The sequence below is a fragment of the Mesorhizobium sp. XAP4 genome, assembly GCF_029269325.1.
GTDB lineage: Bacteria > Pseudomonadota > Alphaproteobacteria > Rhizobiales > Rhizobiaceae > Mesorhizobium > Mesorhizobium ciceri.
The window spans coordinates 1,484,587-1,506,720 of the sequence record NZ_JARIXW010000001.1 but is presented as its reverse complement, the minus strand read 5'-3'; the positions used below and the strand labels follow the sequence as shown (position 1 = coordinate 1,506,720).

Genomic DNA, 22,134 nt, shown 5'->3' with positions numbered 1-22,134 from the left:
TCTCACTATGGCATCATTCGGGCTGAAGGTCATCCGGGGCGTGTTCGGTGCGGCAGAGCGTGTCGCGCCACGGCTCAGCGGACGCGCGGCGTTCGAATTGTTCTGCCGCACCCCGAATGTCAAGGCGCTCAGCGATGGCGAGCGCCGCGCTGTCGAGCGTGCGACGGGGTTCATGACCGAGGCGCGTCATCACTGGCTGAAGACCGCGACCGGCTGCGTCATGGTGCACGAGTTCCGGCCCGAGCCGGGCAGGGCGGCCGTCGGCACGGTGCTCGTCGTCCATGGCTGGCGCTCGCGCACCGAATATATGCGCGCCTTGATCGAAGGCTATCGTGCCGCCGGCTACAGGGTCGTTTCGCTCGACCTGCCTGGCCACGGCCAGTCGCAGGGCCGGCGCCTGAACATGGTCAATGCGGTGGATGCGGTGCGGGTTGCCGGCGAATGGTTCGGCCCGTTCGTGGCGGCGGTTGGCCATTCCTTCGGCGGCGCCGTCGCCGCCAATGCCATCGCGGGCTCGGTCAAGAACATCCCGCCGCTGGCGGCGGGACGCCTGGTGCTGATCGCGGCGCCAAGTTCCCTGCCGGCGATCTTTGCCGACTTCAGTCATATGTTGAATGTCGGCCCGCGCTCGCAAGCCGCCATGGCGGACCGGGTCGAGCATCTTTCCGGCCGGCCCCTGCACGAATTCACCGGCGACCGCCAGCTCGCCCAGGCACCGGTGCCGACCCTGGTCATCCACGCGCCGGACGACCGCGAAGTCTCGGCCGATCACGCAAGGCGCTATGCCGGTGCCGGCGGCCATGTGCGGCTCTACTGGGCCGACGGGCTTGGCCATCGCCGCATTCTTGCCGACAAGGGCGTGGTCGAACGCGCGGTCGGCTTCGTGACGCATCGCGAGCCATTGCTGCTTCACTGAGCGGCGGTCGAGATTATTTCTTCTTCTCGCCGGGTTCGACCGGCAGTCCGGCGACCTTCCATGCGGTGTAGCCGCCAAGGATGTGCTTGACCGGCGAAAGCCCCATATCCTGCGCCGTCTTTGTGGCCAGGGCCGAGCGCCAGCCGCCTGCGCAGAAGAACACGAAACTCTTTCCCGAGGCAAAGAACGGCTTGTGGTAAGGGCTTTCGGGGTCGATCCAGAATTCCAGCATGCCGCGCGTGACATGCTTGGCGCCGGGAATCCTGCCGTCGCGTTCCACTTCGCGCGGATCGCGCAGATCGACGAAGATGGTGTCTTCATCGTCGATCAGCCCGGCCGCCTCCTCCGGCGAAACCACCTCGATCACGGCGTTCGCCTCGTCCAGCAGCTCGCGATAACCCTTTTTCACGCTCTCATCCCTCCCGGCCTGCCGGCCCTAGTATTGCTGGCAAGTCAGAATTTCGAGCACACCAGCCGGCGTTTGTCACGCCGCGCTGCCGCCGGCCATCGTCTTCCAGGCTGCCATGGCCCCGGCAACCGTCGCCAGCAGGGCAGCGTGTGAGGCGCCGTCGCGTGCCTGGATCGACATGCCGTGCTGGACCGTGGCGAAAAAGGTCGCAGCGGCATTCGAATCGAAATCCGCCGGCAATTCGCCTTCGGCAATACCGCGCTCCAGACGTTTTTGCAGGGCGGTGTGGTTTTCGGCACGACGGCGGCGCAGATCGTCGCAGATGGCGCCGCGGCTCGAATCCTGATGCAGTGCGCCCAGCGTGATCAGGCAGCCCTGCGGGCGATCGCTCTGCGCATAGGCTTTCGCCGTCAGGCACAGGAATTGTTCGATCGCCTGCCGCGCGGTCGGAGCCTCGTCCAATGCCAGCCAGATGTCGGCACCCTCGGTGTGCGAGTAAAAATCCGTCGCCTCCAGGAACAGCGCCTCCTTGCTGCCGAAGGCGGCGTAGAGGCTGGGCGAGTTGATGCCCATGGCAGCGGTCAGCTCGCTCATCGATGCACCTTCGTAACCACGCGCCCAAAACACCTGCATGGCGCGGCGCAGGGCCGCGGTTCGATCGAAGGTGCGGGGACGGCCTCGTTCCGACATGACGCTCTTTCTGTGTTGATCGATACATAATTCAGTTGACGCCAGCGGGCAAGGCTGACAGAGATTTATGTATCGATCATTACATAAAAGGAGAATTCGATGTCTTGCAGCAAATTGAACGGCAAGGCCGCGCTCGTCACCGGCGGCAGTCGCGGCATCGGCGCGGCGATTGCGCGGAGGCTGGCGGCCGATGGCGCCAGCGTCGCGCTGACCTATGTGCATGGCGAGGAACAGGCCCGCGCTGTCGTCGCCGAGATCGAGGCCGAGGGCGGCCGCGCCATCGCGATCAAGGCCGACAACCGCGATGCGGTCGCCATAGACAAGGCAGTCGACGACGCCGTAACCGCCTTCGGCCGGCTCGACATCCTGGTCAACAGCGCCGGCATCTGGCGCGCCGCCCCAATCGACACGCTGTCGCTCGCCGATTTCGACGAGACCATGGAGGTCAATCTCCGGGCCCCGTTCATCGCTTCCAAGGCCGCGGCCGCCCATATGGGTGAGGGCGGCAGCATCATCTCGATCGGCAGCAACCTTGCCGAGCGGGCGACCGACGGCAGCCTCACGGCCTATTCAGCCAGCAAGGCGGCGCTGGTCGGCCTGACCAAGGCGCTGGCGCGTGACCTCGGCCCGCGCGGCATCACCGCCAATGTCGTCCACCCCGGTTCGACCGACACCGATATGAACCCGGCCGATGGCCCGCATGCCGAACACCAGCGCCGGAAGATGGCAACGCCGCGCTTCGGCAAGGCCGACGACATTGCCGGCATGGTCGCCTGGCTCGCAGGCCCGGAAGGCCGCTTCGTCACCGGCGCCGCCCTGACCATCGATGGCGGCGCCAACGCCTGATCCCGACGGGATTTCCGGCTGGGGCGGAACCACCCTCCGCTCCAGCCGTCACGATCTTGTGAAACCGTTCTGCAACAGGCTTTCCAAAATTTATGAAAGCTTAACGAAATCGGTATGAATCAGTATAGTCGCGCCTTACATCCGCCATGCGGTGAGCGGGACGATCGAGCGTGCGGAACGGGAACCGGTTGCGGCCGGAGCGGGTGATTCATGAAATTCCTCGGAAACAAAGCAACCGTGATGCCGCTGATGGCAATCACGGCGACGCTGGCTTTCGGTGTACCCCAGGCAGGCGCGCAGGGGCTCTTCGACATGCTTTTCGGCGGCGGCGTCAGGCATGCGCCGAAAGGCGAGTTTCCGCCCCCGCCACCGAAGAACAAGCCAAAGCCGAAAGTGTCCGGTGGCGGCGGCGGCAATGTGAAGATCAGCAGCCCGTCCTACTACACCTACAAGGCCGACCGGCTGGTTCGCGTCGACTTCTCGGCATTGGCCGCGACGCCGGCGCCGGCGACACCGCAGGACGCCGCCTTCGTCCCGTCGGCTACGGGTGCCGCGTTTCGTGATGCGGTTGCCAGCTTGGGCGACTACGAACTCTTAGCCGAGCCCGACATCGCCAAGGCGCTGATCGCGTACTACTCGGCCAATCCGGATTTCATCTGGATAAGCGGAACCAGCCTCAACAGCCGTGCGCAGGATGCGGTGCGGGTGCTTGGCGAGGCTTCAAGCTATGGCCTCACGCCCGCCGACTATACGGTCGAAGTGCCCGCTGCCGGCGCATCGTCGACCGATGCCAATGCGCAACTGAAAGAACTCGTCCGTTTCGAGATGGCGCTTTCGGCGCGTGTGCTGCGCTATGCCCACGACGCCCAGAACGGCCGCGTCGATCCCAACCGCATGACCGGCTATTATGATTTCCCGGCCAAGCCGCTCGATCTGCAAGGCGTGCTGAAAACGCTGGCTCATACCCAGCAGGTGCGCACCTATCTCGAATCGCGGCACCCGCAGAATGCGGAATACCAGGCGCTGCGCGTCGAACTGGAAGCGCTGCAGGCCAGTGCGGAAAACGAAATCGTCGTCGACCCCAAACTGCTGCTGAAGCCGGGCGAAACCAGCCCCGAACTGCCGAAGCTGCTGACCCTGATCGCGCGCAATCTCGATGACGAGATGGGCGGCGCCTATGGCGAGGTCCTGTCCAGGCTGGCCACCAGCGACGTCTATGATCCGGAACTGGTTCCGGTTATCAAGGCCGTGCAGCAAAAGGCAGGCATGAAGGGCGACGGCGTCATCGGCCCGCGTACCGTCGCGTCGCTGGCCGGAACATCCAAGGCCGACAAGCTGCTGAAGGTGGAAGTGGCGCTGGAGGAACTGCGCTGGCTGCCCTCCGATCTCGGCAGCCCGCGCGTCTTCATCAACCAGCCGGCCTTCACCGCGAGCTACATCGACAATGGCGAGGAAAGGCTCAAGACGCGTGTCGTCGTTGGCCGGACCACCAACCAGACCTCCTTCTTCTACGACCAGATCAAGCAGGTCGATTTCCATCCCTATTGGGGCGTGCCCCAGTCGATCATCGTCAACGAGATGCTGCCGAGATTGCGCAACGATCCGGGCTATCTCGACCGGGCCGGCTATGAGGTGACGGATTCGCGCGGCAAGCGCATTCCTTCGTCGGCGGTCAACTGGGGCGCCTATGGCTCGAACATCCCATACAGCGTGCGCCAGCAGCCGAGCGAGGCCAACGCGCTGGGCGAGTTGAAGATCCTGTTCCCCAACAAGCATGCGATCTACATGCACGACACGCCACAGAAATCGTTCTTCCAGCGAGATATGCGCGCGCTCAGCCATGGCTGCGTGCGGCTGCAGGACCCGCGCGGCATGGCGGCGGCGGTGCTTGGCACCTCCGTGGACTATATCGCCGAAAAGCTGAAGCACGGCCACGCGACCGAGAACGTGACACGCACGATCCCGGTCTATGTCGCCTATTTCACCGCATGGCCCGATCTGTCGGGCAAGGTCGAATATTTCGGCGACGTCTACGACCGCGACTCGCGGCTGAAGCAGGCCCTGGATGCCACGGAGGCGGTGCGTTCGCCTTCGAGTTGATTTTTAGCGCTCGAACAGCGGCCGTCGGAAGCCGGCGTCGCGCCCGGCGATCAGCCAATAGAGCAACCCGGCGACAAGGCCGGCAGCGGCAATGATGCCGATGTCGACCCAACGCTCCGGGTCCATGTCCTCCGGTGCGCTCGGCCAGATCAAGGCGAAGCCGCCGACTGCGGCGCCAGCGCCGAAAACCATGTGCAGCAGGACATTGCGCAACGAGAAGAACTCGGCGATCAGCGCGAAGATCAACGTCTGCAGCGCGGTCACCACGATGGTCAGGAAATAGACGAACATGCCGAGCGGCGGCACCAGCAGCACCGCGATCGGCGAAACGCCCATGACGTCGAAATAGTTGGGCGCATTGGGCAAGGAACTGAGCACGCCATAGATCACCGCGATGGCGATCAGGCCGACCAGCACCGATACGAAGTAGCCGGCCAACATCATCAATATGCGCTTCATCACGTGCTTTGCCGTCGCCATCCCCATCCCCCAATGCGGCGCCCGGAGCTATTCCAGGAAATGACAGTCAGCCATCAAAGCACGACTGACGCAAGGGGAGGCGCCCGCGCCAGGGCGATCGCCGAAGTTGGCGCCGGGAGCCTGTGACGCAGCCGAGAACGAATTCGCGTCGGAACGTCCCTATTTCGGCTCCGCCGTCACGGGATCATAGGTGATTTCGACCTTCGCCTTGTCCGCCGTGTAATAGGTGACGGTGTAGGCGCCGCTGTCCCAGTCGACCTCGTCCACATAGCGAAAGCCGTCGCGCTGCTCGACCTTGGCAATGATCTCCGACAGCTTCTTGGCATTGGGCGGCGGCAGCGGCTTGTCGTCCGCGGCCAAGGCCGGCCCGCCGGCGAGAAGAACGGCGACGCTGGTCGCCAGCAGAAATCTGGACATGGCTTTCCCTCAAGTTTCGTCGGGGAGAAACTCGCTGGTATGCCGGTTTGTTCCGCAACTGAAACGGGTGCCGGTTCCGTCCACTGGTTTGCAGCTTCCCGAATGAGGGGCCGCCGCGCACTTGACTTACGCGGCGCGTCGTTGAGCGGGGTGGAGACCTGAACGGGTTCGACGAGGGTCGACGGCGGTCACGATGCTGTGGTGGTGATCGCAATAGACGCGATCCGCCGAGGTTGGCCCGGCACAAAAACGATAACCGCCGGGTACCGACCGGTCTTCGCTTACCGGGAAGCGGCACTGATAGACGCCTAGCTGAATGAGGGGGACGTCTTTCGAAATTGGTCTGACATTTTCAGGCATTGTTTTTCAGGTTCCTGGTTCATAGCCATTGCCGGCTGACGGCCGCTATGCGACCGCGTCAAAGCGAGCTTCTCTCGTTTGGAGGGCTGTGGATCACCATATGGTGTCGATCGCAGCGTCAATGAAGCCCGAAACCCTGCTTTCGCAAGCCAATCATTGCGACTTAAGGCCACACTGGCTGCTGGGAGGGCGGGCTGCGGGAGCGAGTACATTTTGTCAGCAGACAGTGCGGTCGCGTCCCGGAGCATCTCTTCGAACCGTTGCGCCGGTGCTATGGTGTGCCTGCATGATCGGACAGCAGGGATATGAGGCATGCCCGAAATCACACGCCGTACACTTCTTGCGTTTACCGCCGTCGCCTCGGTCATTGAACCGACGTTTGCCGAAGCGGAAGGGGCCTCACCCGAATTGCGGGCGCTGATCGGAGCCCATGAAGCCAGCTATGTCGAGCTTCACAGGGTTGTTCATCAAGCGGGCAGCAGCAGCCACGAATGCAAGAGGGCAGACCGGATTGAACAGGAAGCCTTGCTGGCCATCTGCTCCTATCCAGCGATCAGCCGAGGCGACCGCCGGGCCAAGGCCGATTACCTGTTGACCGCCGAGGCTCGGGGTGAACTCGACCTGGAAGAGCACATGCAGGCCATCCTGCACGCGATGAAGCGCTGATCGCGGCTCGACCGGCGTAGGGCAGAGTTTGGCCCCATCGACAGGAGTTCATGCGCGGCGACTATCTCGCCGCCTTCCATTGCTGCGACTACGCATCTTTGGCTAATGGACGAAGCGCTCAGCGACCTGTCGGGCAAGTGACGCTCGATGAAGCCCGGCCCATGGAGCAAGCCCGAGCGCTGAACCGGAACAACGCTATACGGTCTTTTGCGCCGACGACCGCATCGAGGTGTCGTTTTGGGATCGCGAACAGATGAAGGTCCGAAACGGCTCCGACGTCTGCCCGTTCCAGAGATATGCGAGCTACAGCAGCGCGTGGAATTCGCCCAGAAGAATTTTGGCGGGGAAGGGGCGGGGTGTAGTTGCTAGGCATTTTGGGGTGCGGCGTTCAGGAAGGCCGATGGTGGGCGATGCAGGGATTGAACCTGCGACCCCACCCGTGTGAAGGGTGTGCTCTCCCGCTGAGCTAATCGCCCGCTCGTTGCCCGAAGGCCAAGCGAGCCGCGATATAAGGGAGGCAGGTGCGGGAAGTCAAGGCGGTGTCCGGCGTTCTGACACGGATCGGTTTTGCTGTGCTTTGCGCCCTGTCTCCCGCCGCCTTCCGGTCAGTTTCCGGCGGCAGCAATCAGCCTTTGCGCCAGATCGAGCGTCAGGGCGTCGAAATGCGAAATGACAGCCGACGGTTCGAATTCGCGCACATGGCGGTCGGTGTAGCCGAAATCGACCGCCACCACCGGAATGCCGGCGGCTTTCGCCGTGTCGATGTCGGTTTGCGAATCGCCGACCATCAGGGCGCGGTGAGGGTCGCCGCCGGCCAGCTTTATGGTCTCGATCAAATGGCGCGGGTCGGGTTTACGGAAGGCGAACGTGTCCTGGCCGGCGATCGCCGCGAAATGTTTGGTCAGGCCGAGCGCCTCGATCAGCGCCAGCGAGTTGGCTTCGTATTTGTTGGTGCAGATGGCGAGGGTATAGCCGGCCTCCTCGAAGCGCGCGATCGCCTCGACGACACCGGGGTAGGGGCGCGACTTGCCGGGGATGTTGAGTGTGTAGTGGTCGAGGAAAAGTTTCAGCAGCCGGTCGTGCTCCTCGACGGCAAGCGATCGCTGATGGGCGGCGTGCGCCCGCTCGATCATCACCCGGCCACCGTGACCGACAAAACGCCTGAAGCCGGCTTCGTCGACCGCCGCGATCTCGCTGGCGGCCAGGCTGTGGTTCAGGCTGTCGAGCAGGTCCGGCGCTGTGTCGATGAGCGTACCGTCGAGGTCGAACACGATGATCGGTTGGGTCATGGTCTGTCCTGGGCAGGTGTGCAATGGGCAGGCGATAGCGGCTGCGGCGCGTCGAGGCAAGCGCTGGGCCGGCTCGTTCAGGCGGGGCCTGCTTATCAGGCCGGGCATTCGCGGCTGGACGCCGCTATGAAAAAACCCGCCTCGACGGCGGGCTGTTGGCGCAAATCAGCACCATGGGCAAAAATGTAGCATAGCTGCACTCACCCATCAAGGAAATAATTCCTATACCGAGCATCACCTGGAGAAGCGCCGTCCAGGGCTTTGACCGGACCGGCAAAAATGCTACGAGCCCGGCAGCGAATTTCCGGGGCAATAACCGACATGGATGCAAGGCAGTTGAAGGTCGAAGCCGCGCGCGCAGCACTCGCCCGTGTGAGCGACGGCATGCGGCTCGGCATCGGCACCGGCACAACGGCCGAGGAGTTCGTGCGGCTGCTTGCCGAAAAGGTTGCAACCGGCATGACCGTCATCGGCGTGCCGACTTCGGAGCGCACCGCGTTGCTGTGCCGCGAGCTTGGCGTGCCGCTGTCGACGCTGGAGGAAACGCCAGAGCTGGATCTCACCGTCGACGGCGCCGACGAAGTCGACCCGGAACTGACCCTGGTCAAGGGCGGCGGCGGCGCGCTGCTGCGCGAGAAGATCGTCGCCGCGGCGTCCCAGCGCATGATCGTCATCGCCGACCGCTCCAAGATGGTCGAGACGCTCGGCCGTTTTCCCCTGCCGATCGAAGTCAATCCGTTCGGCCTGCGCGCCACTGAAATCGCGGTTGCCGCAGCGGCTGAAAAGCTCGGTCTTTCCGGACCGGTCACATTGAGGATGACGGGCGGGCAGGCTTTTGTTACAGACGGCGGCCATTTTATCCTCGATGCATCTTTTGGCCGCATTCCGGATACAAGAGCGCTTTCGAATGCTCTCCACGCCATTCCGGGCGTGGTCGAGCATGGTCTTTTCATCGGGCTGGCTTCAGCGGCCATCATCGCCGGCGGCGACGGTATCCAAACCGTCCATGCCGCCCGAAAACCAGGGAGTTCTACCGATCATGACGTTGCATAACCGGGTTCGCAGCCTTTCCGTCCTTCTGGCGGCCTCGGCCGTTTTCGCCTTCTCGTCGCCGGCGTTTTCGCAGGATGTCACGGAAGCGCACCTGAAGGCCGCCCGCGCGGCGGTCGCTGCGATCCACGCGACCGACCCGTTCGACAACATCCTGCCGCAGGCAGCCGCGGCGCTCGAATCGCAGCTGATCCAGAAGAACCCGGACATGCAGGAACTGATCGGCAAGACCATCAACGAGAAGGCTCTGGCGCTGGCCTCGCGCCGCGCCGACCTCGAGAAGGAAGCAGCACTCGCCTACGCGAAAGTGTTCTCCGAAAAGGAACTGACCGACATCGCCGCCTTCTACAATTCCGATTCGGGCAAGAAGCTGCTCGATAGCGGCCCGACGGTGACCCGCGAATTGGTCAAGGCAGCCGACATCTGGCAGAACGGCCTCGGCCGCGATCTCGCCCAGCAGGTCGGCGAAACGTTGGCCGCAGCCGCCAAGGCAAAGGCGCAGGCAGCACCTGCCGCGCCCGCCGACGGAGCCGCAGCTCCGGCCGATGGCGCAGCGCCCGCCGACGGCGCGGCCCCCGCGGACAACAACTGACCCGCATTTTCAAATGGCCTTGCGGCCTACTGCGAAAGCCCGGCCTGTCCGGGCTTTTCTTTTGCCGTTTTGCGGCCTACCTGTCTGACACATTTCTGAAGCCTGGGAGCCGCGTCATGGCCGGTTACGACTACGATCTTTTCGTCATCGGCGGCGGCTCGGGCGGGGTGAGGGCGGCGCGCGTCGCCGCGGCACTCGGCAAGCGTGTCGGCATCGCCGAGGAATACCGCTATGGCGGCACCTGCGTCATCCGTGGCTGCGTACCGAAAAAGCTCTACGTCTATGCCTCGCAATTTCCCGAGCACTTCGCCGACGCCGCCGGCTATGGCTGGACGGTGCCGGAAGCCAGTTTCGACTGGCAGACGCTGGTCGCCAACAAGGATCGCGAGATCAGCCGGCTGGAGGCGATCTACGTCAGGAACGTCGAGGGCGCCGGCGGCGAGACCTTCCACTCGCGCGCCATGATCGTCGATCCGCATGTCGTGCATCTCCTGGGTGAGGATCGCACCGTCACAGCAGACCAGATCCTGATTGCCACCGGCGGCCGCCCGGCGGCGCATCCGGCGCTGCCCGGCCACGAACATTGCATCTTTTCCAACGAGGCTTTCGACCTCAAGGAATTGCCCAGGGCGATCATGATCGAGGGCGGCGGTTACATCGCCGTCGAGTTCGCCAACATTTTTCATGGTCTCGGCGTCGACACGACGCTGGTCTATCGCGGCAAGGAGATCCTCAGCCGGTTCGACATGGACCTGCGGCGCATGCTGCACGAAACCATGGAAAAGAAGGGGATAAGGATCCTTTGCCATTCCGTGTCCGAATGGATCCGCAAGCGGCCGGACGGCCGGCTCGACGCGCTGGTCAGCGGTGGCGAGGTGCTGACCGTCGACCAGGTGATGCTGGCCATCGGCCGCATTCCCAACACCGAGAATATGGGCCTGGAAGCCATCGGACTGGAGATGACCAAGACCGGCGCCATCGCCGTCGACCAATATTCCCGCACCAATGTCGACAACATCTGGGCAATCGGCGACGTCACCAACCGCGTGCAGCTGACGCCGGTGGCGATCCATGAGGCGATGTGCTTCATCGAAACCGCCTTCAAGGGAAATCCGACCGCTCCCGATCACGAGACGATCGCGACCGCCGTCTTTTCACAGCCCGAGATCGGCACTGTCGGCCTGTCGGAGGACGACGCCGTCAAACGCTTTTCCGACATCGAGATCTACCGCGCCACATTCCGGCCGATGCGGCACACCCTGTCCGGGCGCGACGAGAAGATGCTGATAAAGCTGGTGGTCGATGGCGCGTCGAAGAAAGTGCTTGGCGCCCACATATTGGGGCCGGACGCCGGCGAGATGGCGCAGCTTCTTGGCATCCCGCTGAAGGCCGGCCTGACCAAGGGCGATTTCGACCGTACGATGGCCGTGCATCCGACAGCGGCGGAAGAACTGGTCACCATGTACAAGCCGACCTATCGCGTGAAGGACGGCGAGCGGGTCGATTGACGGCAAAGCCGGGTTGAGGAACTCCGCCGCGGCAAGGACATGCCACGGCGGAGATGGTTGCTACAGCAGCGTGCCGCGCAGGATCATCAGCGCCACCGAGAAATAGATCACCAGCCCGGTGACATCGACCAGCGTGGCAACGAACGGCGCCGATGCGCTGGCCGGATCGAAGCCGATGCGCTTCAAGGCGAACGGCAGCATCGACCCCGACAGCGAACCGAAGGTGACGATGCCGACCAGTGCAGCACCCACCGTGGTGGCGATCAGCGGCCAGTGCGGGCCATAGTCGTAGAAGCCCATATACTGCCAGAGCGCGATGCGGCAGACGCCGACCACACCGAGCATGGCGCCCAGCACGAGGCCGGTGGGCAGCTCGCGCAGCGCCACCCGCCACCAATCGCCAAGGCCGATCTCGCGCAGCGCCAGCGCGCGGATGACCAGCGAGGTCGCCTGCGAGCCGGAATTGCCGCCGGAGCTCATGATCAGCGGGATGAACAGCGTCAGCACGATCGCCTTCTCCAGCTCGCCCTCATAGCTCTGCATGGCGTTAGCCGTCAGCATCTCCGAGATGAACAGCGCGCACAGCCAGCCGCCGCGTTTCCTGATCATGGCGAGGAAGCTCATCTTCATGTACGGCTCGTCCAGCGCCTCCATGCCGCCGAAACGGTGCACGTCCTCGGTCGTCTCCGCGATCATCGTGTCGATGATGTCGTCGATGGTGACGATGCCGAGGATCTTGCCATGGTCGACGACCGGAACGGCGAGCAGATCGTATTTGGAGATCGTCTGCGCCAGCGTTTCGCGATCGGTCAGCGGGCCGACCGTCACCGGAAGATGATCCGGCGCCACCGTCATGATCGAATCGTCCGGCTCACCGGTGATCAGCCGGCGCAGGCCCGTCGAGCGCACAAGCAGGTGCGTTTGCGGATCGACGATATAGATCGCATAGACGGTCTCGCGCGTCCGCTCCACCTTGCGGATGTAGTCGAGCGTTTGCCCGACGCTCCAGTCCGAGGGCACGCTGACGAACTCCGTCGTCATGATCGATGCGGCACTGCCTTCGGGATAGCCGAGGATGGAGAGCAGCGTTGCGCGCAGCGGCGGCGCAAGTCCGCCAAGCAGCTCGGAACGCGCCGGCTCTTCCAGTTCGCGCAGGATGTCGGCTGCACGGTCGACCGACATGGCGGTGAGCAGCTTGCCCGCCTTGGCGCGCGGCAGCGCCTCCATGCGTTCCGACGCGCCGTCGAGTTCCGGCTGATCGAAGATCTCGACCAGACGTTCGAACGTCACTTCACAGAGCAGTTCCGTCGCGGTCTCTCGAGGCTCCCTGTTCAGGGCCTCGACAATGTCGGCGACGTGATCGTTGGCTAGGATACGGGCAATCGCGACGGCCTCGTCGCTTGCCACCGTGGTAAATTCGTTCATGGCTCACTCCTTGCCGTCCGGCAGGACATGAACCATGTGAGGTCACGTCAGGGCGGACGGCTGTTGCGTTCGACTGTGACTGTCGCCAGGCATGGCGCGGTGACCTTTCCGATTGCGGGTTCGCATTTTTACTATCTGCAAGCGGGCGCAACATAGGAGCGCGCCTTGCCGTGTCAATCGCGGTGAGGAGGGAAAATGCCGACGAGCAGCCGAGATCGCGAGACTGTGATCACCGGCCGCCGTTCGACCAGGCAGACCAGGGCGGAATAACCGTTATTTCTGCTTCAGCCGGCGCGAGAAGCGCAGCCACTTGTCCTCGACCGGCCTTGGGGCCGGCCTTGGCTGCACCAGAATGGTAGTGAGTTCGGCGGGCAGGGTCGGAACCAGCGGCTTCTTGGTGGCGACGCCGTCGGCGATCGCGACGATGCTGTGATAGAATTCGCTGCCCGTCATCGATCTCGGCGCCACCGCCTCGTGCATGACGCTGATCACCGTGACATCGGGGCAGTTGTCCTTGATGGCCTGGTGGAAGGCGACCTTGCCATCGGGGTCGAGCGCGCCGGTCGCCTCGTCGAGGAACAGCAATCCCGGCTGCTGCAGCACGATGCGGGCCACCACCAGCTTCTGTTTCTGGCCGCCCGACAGAACCTGGTCCCAGCTTTTGCCTTCGCGGCTTTCGTCGGCCATGTGCTCGATAAAGTCGCCGAGCCCCGCCTTGTGCAGCGCCGACGCCACCTGCGCATCGCCATGGTCGTGCTCGGAGCCGGGCAGGCAGACCAGTTGCTTCAGCGACACAGGCTGCAGCTTGACCTCCTGGGCGGCATAGAAACTCTTGACGCCCTCTGGGAAGACGATGGTGCCGCGGCCATAGGGCCACAGGCCGTTGATCGCCTTGATCAGCGAGGTCTTGCCGCAACCGGACTCGCCTTTCAGGAAAGTCCATTCGCCGCGCCGGAAGCGCAGATTGGCGGCGCTGAGAAAGGGCGTCGCGTCCTCGCCCTGATGCGCCAGTTCGAGCTTCTGGATGGTCAGGCCGAAAACCGGGTTCTGGCTGGCATAGTGGAAGTCGGAGCGGCCGGTCTGGCTGTAGAATTCCTGCGGATGCTGGACATTCTCGATCGCATTGGCCAATTCGGTGACACGCTGGCTGTTGGCGCGCAACGTGGCGATGGCGGGCATGACGTGGATGAACCACGAACACTGGCCGATCAGCGAATTGACCAGCTCGGAGCCGGTTATGTAGCCCTTGAGGTCGAGACCGTTGTGGATGAACGGCACCAGGCCCGGTCCGTAGGCGACAATGCGGGCACCGATGAAATTGTAGATCAGCTCGAACGACATGTAGACGGTGTTGACGATGTTCAGCCGCGTCCAGGTGCCGTCGATGTCGACATAAAGCCGGCCATGCATGGTCCTTTGCACGCCTTCGCCCTGAGACGCCGCGACATGGAAGGAGCGGCGCAGGAATGTCGTCAGCTCGCCGCGATAGCTGCCCTCGGCCTGCTGCATCCTGACGTTGAGGCGCTCGAGCAGGCCGCCGAGCTTGACCGCGATCCAAGTGTTCAGCGGCACGTAGGTGGCGACGGCCAGGAAGGCGAGGATGGCGCTGCCATAGCTGCCGAGGAATTCCAGCCCCTTCACCTCGACGGAGTTTTCGAGCAGCTTCTGGCCGACGAAATAGAGCGATGTGGCAACGCCAAGCACGCCCATGGCGAGCCCGATGGCGCCACCGGTCATGTCCTTGATGGATTCCTGGACGCGCTGGTCGATGTTGTCGGGGGCCGGTGCGCCGCTGCCGGTCGACGCGTGCTGGGCATGGAAATGCGTATGATTGCCGTCCAGCAGCGCTTCATTGAAGCGGCTGTCCAGCCAACCGCGCCATTTGCGGTGCAACGTCGCCGAGACAAGGTTGCGGATACCGGTGAAGCCAGCGTCCTTGAGTACGACCAGCAGCACGAGGACGCCGGCATTGACCAAAAGCGAGCGAAGCGGCGTGGTGTTGGCGGCGTCATGGAAGAAGGCGATGGAATTGACCAGTTCGCCCGAGGCTTCGGCGAACCAGACACCGGCCTTGCTGGACAACGCCGTGAGCAGCGCGATCACCAGCGTCAGCGTCCAGGCTTCCTTCCAGCGGTCGGAAACCCAGTAGGCCCGCATCAGGCCCCAGAAGCTGCGCATCGACGACACCGGCGTCAGAAGCGATCGCCCTGCGGCATCGCGAGGTGTTTTTTCCGGTACTGACTCTTGCGATGGTCTACCGACCCGAATCACTATCCCGCCCAAACCTTTTTTCTTTTGTTACGGATGGTAACACCAATTGATCATTTTCCATTAATTTAAAACCGGGCCGACCGGATTGCCCCGGCAGCCGTTGCCGTGAGGCAACAGATTACATGCTGAAATATAGCGACAACGGTTGGCAAAAAGCCAGATATTGCTTTTAATTTCATGTGCTTGATATATCGAGGCGTGGCGTTGGCACGGCTTCCCCTAGGGAAGGCTTTCACACGGTTTCGTGAACTCGAAATCATATCGAGCGACCGGTTTTCTTACTGTGGACGGCTCAAAGAGCTCGAAAATCTGCGGCTCGTGACACGCCAGGATTGCCGTGGTCGTCCCTGCCGGGGGCAGGAATTGACGGGAGAATCGATCGAGCGGCGCGTTCCGTCTTGTCGGGTCAGACAAGGGACTGCGTTTGACAATTCATCCGCCTGGGATTGAACCTTGCCCGGCATCGGCGACACTCATGCATGTCCGGTTCTCCAATAAGGAAGCTCCCAATGCTTGCACGCGCGGCCGCAATCCTGTCCCTCCTTGCCCTTGTACCTTTGGCGCATGCCGGCGAGCAAAGCATTCCGGCCAGCGCCGAGGGCCAGATCGAGTTCAACACGCCGTCCGGCAACATCGGCTGCATCTACACGCCCAAAGGCGGCACCGGCACCTATGAGCCGAGGGATGGCGGCCCGGAACTGAGCTGCTCGCGCGTCGAGCCGAGCTACCTTACGATTATCCTGGGTCCGAAGGGGCCAGCAACGCTGATCGAGAACCCAGGCGAGCAGGGCTGTTGCAGCGATGTCGACAAGCTTGGCTACGGCAACAGCTGGAGCGCCGGGCCGTTCTCGTGCCAGTCGTCAACCAAGGGACTGACCTGCACGGCGACGAACGGCCATGGATTTTTCATCAGCAAGGCCAAGGCGACGGCGAAGTAACGTCTGCCGCTGTCGCGGAGAGGCCGGCCGGCCTCAGCCGGCCTTGTCCAGTTCGCCGCGCGCCTTGGCGGTCGCAACCTGGCCAATGGCATCGGCCAGCGTATCGGCATCCTGCGCGCCCATGACGGCGTATTTGTCCTCGAGCAGGAAGCAGGGCACGCCAGAAATGCCCATGCGAGACGCGGTGGCGATCTCGGTGCGCACCGCCTCGACATCGGCCTCGGTCGGCAAAAGCGAGGCGACCACGGACGCATCCATGCCGGCCTCGCGCGCCTCCTCGACCAGGACCGCATGATCGCCAATGTTGGCGCCTTCCTCGAAATTCAGCTGGAACAGCCGCCGTACAAGCCTGTTCTGAATGGCTTCGCCGGCGGCCCCTGCCCAACGGATCAGCCGGTGCGCATCCAGCGTGTTCGGCGCCACCTTGATGGCGTCGAAGGCAAACGAGATGCCTTCGATTTCACCGAGCGGCTCGATGCGGGCGTGAATTTCGCGGATGCGCTCGTCGCTGCCGAATTTTGCCAGCATGTATTCGCGGCGGTCCTTGCCTTCGGGCGGAATGGTCGGATCGAGCTGGAACGGCCGCCAGCGGACATGCACGTCGACATCGCCGACGGCGGCGATTGCCCTGTCGAGCCGCTTCTGGCCGATGAAGCACCAGGGGCAGACGACATCGGACACCACATCGACGGTGATGGCGTTCAATTCGCTCATCTCGATCTCCTGATCCCTCAGTTGGGTTTGCGCCACCATGTTGGCAGTTGATACCCGAATATGGGCGTCTTTTGCGGATGTTCCAGGTAGTTCCAGTAGGCGATCCATTGCTGCGTGTTGTACTGCATCGGCACCATGTAGTTGCCGGAGATCAGCAGCCGGTCGAGAACGCGAACGGCGGCAACATAATCCTCCTTGGAGCGGGCGCGCAGCATCGCCTCGATTGCCGCGTCCACAGCCGGATCGGCGACGCCGGCGAGATTGAACGAGCCTTCCGTCCGGGCGGCAGTCGAACTCCAGCGCCCGCTCTGCTCGATGCCGGGTGACAACGAATTGTTGAAGCCGCTCGATCCGACCAAGACCTCGAAATCGAAGCGCTGCTTGCGCGACTGGATCTGATCGCCGTCGAGGCTGCGAATGGTGAGATTGATGCCGATCTTCTCCAGCGTGCGCTGATAGATGCCGGCAAGGCGCTCCTCGTCCTGCGAAGCGGTCAGGATCTCAAAGCCGAAGGGTTTGCCTTCGGGATCGAGCATCGTTCCGTTCTGCACGTGGTAGCCGACACTTTTCAAAAGATCGAAAGCTGCCTTCAAGACGCGCCGATCCTGGCCCGATCCGTCGGTCACCGGCGGCCGCCATGTGCCGTCCATGACATCGGCCGGCACGCGGCCGGGGTAGGGCGCCAGAAGCGCTTTCTCCCTGTCGTCGGCCGGATGGCCGAGCGCGGAAAGCTCGGAATTCTGCCAGTAACTCATCGTGCGCGTGTATTTGCCGCCGAACAGGTTCTTGTTGGCCCATTCGAAGTCGTAGAGCATGCCGAGCGCGCGCCGCACGACCGGGTTGGCGAACTTCTGCAGCCTTGTGTTGAACAGGAAGCCGGTCACGACAGGCGGAATGCCGGTGTCGAAGGTTTCGGCGATCACATCGCCCTTGTGGAAGGCCGGAAAATCGAGATCGCGCTCGCGCTTCACCGGATCGCTGTCGTCATCGATGGCGCAGAGGCCTTTCTTGAACGCTTCGAGCTTGGCGTTGGCGTTGAGGAAATACTCGATGGTGATCTGGTCGTAATTGTCGAAACCGCGCTTGGCGGGGACATCCTTGCCCCAATAGTCCGGGTTGCGCTTGAAGACGATGCGCTGGCCTGGCTGCACCTGCGCGATCGTATACGGACCGCTGCCGATCACCGGCTTGAGCGTCGTCCTGTCGAAAGTCTCCTTGTCGAAGGCGTGCTTCGGGATGATCGGGGTCAGCGCGATGATCAGCGGGAATTCGCGATCGGCCTTGTCGTTGAAGGTGAAGCGCACGCTGTGGTCGCCGGTCTTTTCGAGCTTGGCGACCCTGGCCATGCGGTCGCTGTAAGGCGGGCGGCCTTTGTCGGTGTAGACATCATAACTGAACAGCACGTCCTCCGGCGTCACCGGCTGACCGTCCGACCATTTGGCCCTCGGATTGAGATGGAACTCGATGCTCTTGCGCTCCGGATCCATGTCGGCGCTGTCGGCCAACAAACCGTAGAGCGTGAAAGCCTCGTCGGCATTGCGCTGCATCAACGGCTCGAAGACCAGATTGCCGAAGATCGTATCCATCATGCCGCGCGCCGTGGTGCGCAGGCTCTTGAGGATGAAAGGGTTGAGATTGTCGAAGCTGCCGACGACGCAATAGGTGATCGAGCCACCCTTCGGCGCGTCGGGATTGACGTAGTTGAAATGCGTATAGTCGGGCGGCAGCGCCGGCTCGCCCTGCATGGCGATGGCGTGCTTCGGCTCCGATGCGGCCGGCTGATGCGAAAGGGCGAGAAACGATATCGCGGTGATCAGCCAAACAAGAACGCGGCCCATGACCGTCTCCTTACTGGGCGGCTTGATGATTCGGACTGCACCCTAGCATGGCGCCACCGCGCTCCGGCCAGATACATCAGCCCAAATCGCACGGCCCAAATCGCACGGCCAAGAATCGCAGGCGCCGGGCTGGATTCGGCCTCGCTTGCAGTGTAACACGCCCTCCGAAGTCATTCTGTTGCCTCATTTCGGCAACAGGTAGCTGGACCACACGGCACGAAGAAGCCGGTCCCGGGATCATTTGAGAGGAAGTGCACGACATGACGAGCCTGAACAGCAACGCGTACCGCCTGTCGGTCATGGCCGCTGGCGTGGTCGGCTTTCTCGGCGCAGGACTTCCCGCCGCTTCCGCACAGCAGCAGCAGCAGATTCCGCAAGGCTGGTTCAAGGCCTGCACCAAGCAGGAAGATGTCGACATCTGCAACGTCCAGAACATCACCACTGCCGGCAATGGCCAGCTGGTCACCGGCGTCAGCCTGATCGAGCTCAAGGGCAAGGTGAACCGCAAGGTGTTCCAGGTGACGGTTCCGACCGGCCGTCTGGTGCCTCCCGGCATCGGCCTGCAGATCGACACCGGCAAGGCGCAGAAGCTCGACTATGTGATTTGCTTCCCGGATCGTTGCGTGGCCGAAGTGCCGCTGACCGATCAGCTCGTCGCGGCATTCAAGAAAGGCCAGGCGATCACGCTGACTTCCGTCAATTTCCAGAACCAGCCCAATCCGATCAAGATCGCCCTGCAGGGCTTCAGCGGCGCCTATGACGGCCCGGCGCTGCAGCAGTCGGACATCGAGGACAGGCAGAAGAAGCTTCAGGACTTCGTCGCCAAGAACAACCAGGATTTCGCCAAGAAGCTCAAGGAAGAGCAGGACAAGGCGAAGACCGCCAACTGATCGGCCGATATCGCCGAGCCAACAAAAAAGCGGGGTTCATGCCCCGCTTTTTTTGTGATTGTCTTCCAGCAGGCTAATGCGTGGACTGCCGTTTCGGCTGGTAGCCGCCGTCCGGCCTCTTGTCGAACATCTCTTTGATCTGCGGATGCCGGACCGGCTCACCCGACTGATCCTCAAGCAGATTCTGCTCGGAGACGTAGGCGATGTATTCGGTCTCCGAATTCTCGGCGAGCAGATGATAGAAAGGCTGATCCTTGCGCGGCCGCACGTCGGCGGGGATGGCTTCGTACCATTCGTCGGTGTTGGCGAATTGCGGATCGACATCGAAAATGATGCCCCTGAATGGAAACAGCCGGTGGCGAACCACCTGTCCGATTGCGAATTTGGCTGTTTTCATCGTACTCACCACTGAATTCCTTGAGCTTATTTGGCGCAGACCGCGCATCAATTCAATCCCGAGGCGCTTGACGCCCTATTAAGCAACGGGCTAGCCCGGCGCCAGGGTTTCGGACCAGCATAAAAATGTCTGACGTCATCGGTCTTGTTCTTCCGTTCTTCGGCTTGATTTTTGTCGGGTTTCTGGTGGCGCGCATCACCAGGCAGCCGCTGGACGCGCTCGGCTGGATGAACACGTTCATCGTCTATGTCGCGCTGCCGGCACTTTTCTTCCAGCTGCTTGCCAAGACGCCGTTTGAAGACCTGACGGAATGGCGCTTCATCTTCGGCTCGGTCGTCTCGACCTTCATGATATTTTCCTTGATGTTCATGGGGTCGGTCCTGACCTCGCGCGGCGAGATAGCGCAATCGACCATCAAGGCGCTCGCGGCCGCCTATGGCAATATCGGCTATATGGGACCGGGCCTGGCATTGCTGGCCTTCGGCGAGGAGGCGGCTGTGCCGGTCGCCTTGATCTTCTGTTTCGAGAACATCATGCATTTCGCCATCGCGCCCATGATGATGGCGCTGTCTGGCGACGAGAAGACCACTCCTCTCCGGCTTGCGCTCGGCGTCGTGCGCAAGATCGTGCTGCATCCGTTCATCATCGCAACCACCCTGGGTGTCGGCGCCGCCTATATCGGCTTTCGACCGCCCGTGCCGGTGGAGCGATTTCTAGAATATCTTTCCCGTGCGGCCGCACCTTGCGCGCTGTTTGCCATGGGCGTCACGCTGGCGCTCAGGCCGCTCAATCGCGTCCCGCATGAGATGGTTCCGATCGCCGCGCTGAAGCTGATCCTGCACCCGTTGCTCTGTTATGTCGTGCTGAGCTGGATCGGCAATTTCTCTGAGACATGGGTCTTCTCGGCGGTGCTTCTGGCCGCATTGCCGACCGCCACGAACGTCTTCGTCATCGCCCAGCAGTATGGCGTCTGGGTACAGCGAGCGTCGGCCAGTGTGCTGATCACTACCTGCCTGTCGGTCGTGACCGTTACCGGGCTGCTCTACCTGATCCGGCACAATATCCTAGCGCCGGACCTGTTTCCCTAACCCGCCGGCAAGCGCGGCAAAACCGCTGCCGGGACGAAGCCCCTCGCGCATGAAAAAAGCCCGAAGCGGCGCGAAGCCTCCGAGCACGCCGAGCCCGGCAACGCGGGCCATCTGCGCCGGCAGCATGTCGGAAAGCAGCGACATGTTGAGCAGGTTGACCGCGCTGCTGCGCGCCAGAATGTCGGGGCGGCGCTTGAAATCGTAGGCTGCAAGCGCCTTGGCTGCGCCCGGATCGGATAGATTTTCACAAGCGATTCCAATTAGATCGTCGACGTCTCTGATGCCGAGGTTGAGGCCTTGCGCACCGATCGGCGGAAACACATGAGCGGCTTCGCCGACCAGCGCCACCCGATCCCTTGCGAAACGCAGCGGCGTCACCGCCGATAGCGGGTAGATCTGCCGGCCCGGCTCGACAGCCACCCGGCCCAGCATCGACTGCATCTGCTGTTCGACCCGCTGAGAAAGTGTCGCATCGTCCAGCGCGGCGAGCTCGGTCGCGGTCTCGGGCTTGACCACCCAGACCAGGCTGGAGCGATTGCCGGGCAGCGGGACCTGCGTGAACGGACCGGTCTCGGTGTGGAATTCCGTCGAGGTGAAGGCGTGATCGCCGCTATGGCCGAAATTGAGGACGAGAGCTGCCTGCGGGTAGGACCGGGCCGAGGTCGAGATGCCGGCCGCCTGGCGCGCCGGTGACAAGCGTCCGTCAGCGGCGACCGCCAGCGATGCGTCAACCGAGCTGCCGTCGGCGAGGCCGGCACGGACATGCTCGGCATCGAGATGCCAGTTCGCCACCATCGACCTCAGCCAGTCGATGCCGGCATGCGCGGCAACGGCGCTGGCGAGTGCCGGGGTGAGGACGCTGTTGGGAAGATTCAGCCCGAATTCATCCTCGTCGATCTCGCTGGCGCGGAAGGTGACGACCGGGCTGCGGATCAGCCTGCTGGTGGCATCGACGATGCGCATCACCTTCAGAGGCGCCGCCTTGGATTTGACGGCTTCGAGCACGCCGAGCCGGTCGAGCACTTTCAAGGCAGGGTTCATCAGGGCCGTCGTGCGACCATCGGGGGCGGTGGCCTCCGGCCCGACCAGTGTCACCGGGAAACCTTCGGCGGCAAAACCCAGTGCCGCGATCAGCCCTGCCGGCCCCGTGCCGGCAATCAGTATCCGCGCAGTTTGCTGATGCTCCAAGATCGGCTTCCGGCTTGCAATGCGAGGCGGTCCACCCGACCTGCCGTTCGATCAGCATATAG

The 22,134-nt window shown here is 62.9% G+C and carries 21 protein-coding genes and 1 tRNA gene; 10 read left to right on the top strand and 12 right to left on the bottom strand.

Features of this window, described 5'->3' with window-relative positions:
- Positions 1-7 precede the first annotated feature (7 nt).
- Positions 8-916, top strand: a complete 909-nt coding sequence (locus P3C39_RS07605) for an alpha/beta hydrolase (RefSeq protein ID WP_275953035.1) — start codon at positions 8-10, stop codon at positions 914-916.
- A gap of 13 nt (positions 917-929) precedes the next feature.
- Here P3C39_RS07605 and P3C39_RS07600 read toward each other — a convergent pair whose 3' ends face one another.
- Together P3C39_RS07600 and P3C39_RS07595 are read right to left on the bottom strand one after the other, a co-directional pair.
- Positions 930-1,325, bottom strand: a complete 396-nt coding sequence (locus tag P3C39_RS07600) for a rhodanese-like domain-containing protein (protein ID WP_275953034.1) — start codon at positions 1,323-1,325, stop codon at positions 930-932.
- Positions 1,326-1,400: 75 nt separating this feature from the next.
- Positions 1,401-2,015 carry a TetR/AcrR family transcriptional regulator gene (locus tag P3C39_RS07595; protein ID WP_275953033.1) on the bottom strand — a complete coding sequence of 205 codons (615 nt, stop codon included), beginning with the start codon at positions 2,013-2,015 and terminating at the stop codon, positions 1,401-1,403.
- Positions 2,016-2,114: 99 nt separating this feature from the next.
- On the opposite strand from P3C39_RS07595, the gene P3C39_RS07590 reads away from it, so the two are divergent.
- Positions 2,115-2,861 carry a 3-oxoacyl-ACP reductase family protein gene (locus P3C39_RS07590; RefSeq protein ID WP_275953032.1) on the top strand — a complete coding sequence of 249 codons (747 nt, stop codon included), beginning with the start codon at positions 2,115-2,117 and terminating at the stop codon, positions 2,859-2,861.
- 210 nt (positions 2,862-3,071) lie between these two features.
- On the top strand, positions 3,072-4,961 hold the full coding sequence (locus P3C39_RS07585; RefSeq protein WP_275953031.1) for a murein L,D-transpeptidase: 1,890 nt from the start codon (positions 3,072-3,074) through the stop codon (positions 4,959-4,961).
- A 3-nt stretch (positions 4,962-4,964) separates the two neighbouring features.
- On the opposite strand, the gene P3C39_RS07580 is transcribed toward P3C39_RS07585, so the two are convergent.
- Positions 4,965-5,447 (bottom strand): hypothetical protein, encoded by a 483-nt coding sequence (locus tag P3C39_RS07580; protein ID WP_164753774.1) that lies wholly within the window; start codon positions 5,445-5,447, stop codon positions 4,965-4,967.
- A gap of 153 nt (positions 5,448-5,600) precedes the next feature.
- Positions 5,601-5,858 (bottom strand): PepSY domain-containing protein, encoded by a 258-nt coding sequence (locus tag P3C39_RS07575; RefSeq protein ID WP_063172137.1) that lies wholly within the window; start codon positions 5,856-5,858, stop codon positions 5,601-5,603.
- Positions 5,859-6,530: 672 nt separating this feature from the next.
- On the opposite strand from P3C39_RS07575, the gene P3C39_RS07570 reads away from it, so the two are divergent.
- Positions 6,531-6,884 (top strand): hypothetical protein, encoded by a 354-nt coding sequence (locus P3C39_RS07570; protein WP_127369242.1) that lies wholly within the window; start codon positions 6,531-6,533, stop codon positions 6,882-6,884.
- Positions 6,885-7,285: 401 nt separating this feature from the next.
- Here the strand turns inward: P3C39_RS07570 and P3C39_RS07565 are convergent.
- Positions 7,286-7,360: transfer RNA gene (locus tag P3C39_RS07565), tRNA-Val, on the bottom strand.
- Between the two features lie 129 nt (positions 7,361-7,489).
- Entirely contained in the window at positions 7,490-8,173 is a 684-nt protein-coding gene (locus P3C39_RS07560) for a phosphoglycolate phosphatase (RefSeq protein ID WP_013531667.1), read from the bottom strand.
- A gap of 321 nt (positions 8,174-8,494) precedes the next feature.
- Between P3C39_RS07560 and rpiA the strand changes: the two genes are divergently transcribed.
- The 3 genes from rpiA to gor all read left to right on the top strand — a co-directional run bounded on the left by rpiA (position 8,495) and on the right by gor (position 11,323).
- Entirely contained in the window at positions 8,495-9,226 is a 732-nt protein-coding gene (gene rpiA / locus P3C39_RS07555; protein WP_275953029.1) for a ribose-5-phosphate isomerase RpiA, read from the top strand.
- Complete coding sequence (locus P3C39_RS07550; protein WP_013531665.1) at positions 9,213-9,815, top strand: DUF2059 domain-containing protein; 603 nt, start codon at positions 9,213-9,215, stop codon at positions 9,813-9,815. Before rpiA ends, P3C39_RS07550 begins: the two co-directional genes overlap by 14 nt.
- Before the next feature lie 116 nt (positions 9,816-9,931).
- Entirely contained in the window at positions 9,932-11,323 is a 1,392-nt protein-coding gene (gor, locus tag P3C39_RS07545; protein ID WP_275953028.1) for a glutathione-disulfide reductase, read from the top strand.
- Positions 11,324-11,383: 60 nt separating this feature from the next.
- Here the strand turns inward: gor and mgtE are convergent, their stop codons facing one another.
- Both mgtE and P3C39_RS07535 read right to left on the bottom strand, forming a co-directional pair.
- The gene (gene mgtE / locus P3C39_RS07540) at positions 11,384-12,748 is read right to left on the bottom strand and encodes a magnesium transporter (RefSeq protein ID WP_275953027.1); all 1,365 of its coding nucleotides are present in this window, start codon (positions 12,746-12,748) and stop codon (positions 11,384-11,386) included.
- A gap of 273 nt (positions 12,749-13,021) precedes the next feature.
- Positions 13,022-14,926 carry an ABC transporter ATP-binding protein/permease gene (locus tag P3C39_RS07535; RefSeq protein ID WP_164753936.1) on the bottom strand — a complete coding sequence of 635 codons (1,905 nt, stop codon included), beginning with the start codon at positions 14,924-14,926 and terminating at the stop codon, positions 13,022-13,024.
- 602 nt (positions 14,927-15,528) lie between these two features.
- Between P3C39_RS07535 and P3C39_RS07530 the strand changes: the two genes are divergently transcribed.
- A complete protein-coding gene (locus P3C39_RS07530) occupies positions 15,529-15,957 on the top strand; it encodes a hypothetical protein (protein ID WP_275953026.1) in 429 nt (142 codons plus the stop codon).
- Positions 15,958-15,990: 33 nt separating this feature from the next.
- Here P3C39_RS07530 and P3C39_RS07525 read toward each other — a convergent pair whose 3' ends face one another.
- Positions 15,991-16,671 (bottom strand): DsbA family protein, encoded by a 681-nt coding sequence (locus tag P3C39_RS07525; protein ID WP_275953025.1) that lies wholly within the window; start codon positions 16,669-16,671, stop codon positions 15,991-15,993.
- A 17-nt stretch (positions 16,672-16,688) separates the two neighbouring features.
- Entirely contained in the window at positions 16,689-18,509 is a 1,821-nt protein-coding gene (locus P3C39_RS07520) for an extracellular solute-binding protein (protein WP_275953024.1), read from the bottom strand.
- A gap of 260 nt (positions 18,510-18,769) precedes the next feature.
- Here P3C39_RS07520 and P3C39_RS07515 point away from each other — a divergent pair, with 260 nt between their 5' ends.
- A complete protein-coding gene (locus P3C39_RS07515) occupies positions 18,770-19,399 on the top strand; it encodes an invasion associated locus B family protein (protein ID WP_013531658.1) in 630 nt (209 codons plus the stop codon).
- A 73-nt stretch (positions 19,400-19,472) separates the two neighbouring features.
- Here the strand turns inward: P3C39_RS07515 and hspQ are convergent, their stop codons facing one another.
- On the bottom strand, positions 19,473-19,796 hold the full coding sequence (gene hspQ, locus P3C39_RS07510) for a heat shock protein HspQ (protein ID WP_027161605.1): 324 nt from the start codon (positions 19,794-19,796) through the stop codon (positions 19,473-19,475).
- Positions 19,797-19,921: 125 nt separating this feature from the next.
- Here hspQ and P3C39_RS07505 point away from each other — a divergent pair, with 125 nt between their 5' ends.
- Positions 19,922-20,884: an AEC family transporter gene (locus P3C39_RS07505; RefSeq protein ID WP_127368242.1), complete on the top strand. Its 963-nt coding sequence runs from the start codon at positions 19,922-19,924 to the stop codon at positions 20,882-20,884.
- Here the strand turns inward: P3C39_RS07505 and P3C39_RS07500 are convergent.
- Entirely contained in the window at positions 20,861-22,072 is a 1,212-nt protein-coding gene (locus P3C39_RS07500; protein ID WP_275953023.1) for a UbiH/UbiF family hydroxylase, read from the bottom strand. The genes P3C39_RS07505 and P3C39_RS07500 overlap by 24 nt on opposite strands.
- Between the last annotated feature and the right edge of the window lie 62 nt (positions 22,073-22,134).

Coding starts and splice junctions, on each gene's coding strand:
- P3C39_RS07530 (WP_275953026.1), top strand. CDS start 15,529: ATGCTTGCACGCGCGGCCGCAATCCTGTCCCTCCTTGCCCTTGTACCT.
- P3C39_RS07570 (WP_127369242.1), top strand. CDS start 6,531: ATGCCCGAAATCACACGCCGTACACTTCTTGCGTTTACCGCCGTCGCC.
- gor (WP_275953028.1), top strand. CDS start 9,932: ATGGCCGGTTACGACTACGATCTTTTCGTCATCGGCGGCGGCTCGGGC.
- P3C39_RS07505 (WP_127368242.1), top strand. CDS start 19,922: ATGTCTGACGTCATCGGTCTTGTTCTTCCGTTCTTCGGCTTGATTTTT.
- P3C39_RS07605 (WP_275953035.1), top strand. CDS start 8: ATGGCATCATTCGGGCTGAAGGTCATCCGGGGCGTGTTCGGTGCGGCA.
- P3C39_RS07525 (WP_275953025.1), bottom strand. CDS start 16,671: ATGAGCGAATTGAACGCCATCACCGTCGATGTGGTGTCCGATGTCGTC.
- mgtE (WP_275953027.1), bottom strand. CDS start 12,748: ATGAACGAATTTACCACGGTGGCAAGCGACGAGGCCGTCGCGATTGCC.
- P3C39_RS07515 (WP_013531658.1), top strand. CDS start 18,770: ATGACGAGCCTGAACAGCAACGCGTACCGCCTGTCGGTCATGGCCGCT.
- P3C39_RS07585 (WP_275953031.1), top strand. CDS start 3,072: ATGAAATTCCTCGGAAACAAAGCAACCGTGATGCCGCTGATGGCAATC.
- P3C39_RS07550 (WP_013531665.1), top strand. CDS start 9,213: ATGACGTTGCATAACCGGGTTCGCAGCCTTTCCGTCCTTCTGGCGGCC.
- P3C39_RS07590 (WP_275953032.1), top strand. CDS start 2,115: ATGTCTTGCAGCAAATTGAACGGCAAGGCCGCGCTCGTCACCGGCGGC.
- P3C39_RS07580 (WP_164753774.1), bottom strand. CDS start 5,447: ATGGGGATGGCGACGGCAAAGCACGTGATGAAGCGCATATTGATGATG.
- P3C39_RS07575 (WP_063172137.1), bottom strand. CDS start 5,858: ATGTCCAGATTTCTGCTGGCGACCAGCGTCGCCGTTCTTCTCGCCGGC.
- hspQ (WP_027161605.1), bottom strand. CDS start 19,796: ATGAAAACAGCCAAATTCGCAATCGGACAGGTGGTTCGCCACCGGCTG.
- P3C39_RS07520 (WP_275953024.1), bottom strand. CDS start 18,509: ATGGGCCGCGTTCTTGTTTGGCTGATCACCGCGATATCGTTTCTCGCC.
- rpiA (WP_275953029.1), top strand. CDS start 8,495: ATGGATGCAAGGCAGTTGAAGGTCGAAGCCGCGCGCGCAGCACTCGCC.
- P3C39_RS07560 (WP_013531667.1), bottom strand. CDS start 8,173: ATGACCCAACCGATCATCGTGTTCGACCTCGACGGTACGCTCATCGAC.
- P3C39_RS07595 (WP_275953033.1), bottom strand. CDS start 2,015: ATGTCGGAACGAGGCCGTCCCCGCACCTTCGATCGAACCGCGGCCCTG.
- P3C39_RS07535 (WP_164753936.1), bottom strand. CDS start 14,926: ATGCGCAGCTTCTGGGGCCTGATGCGGGCCTACTGGGTTTCCGACCGC.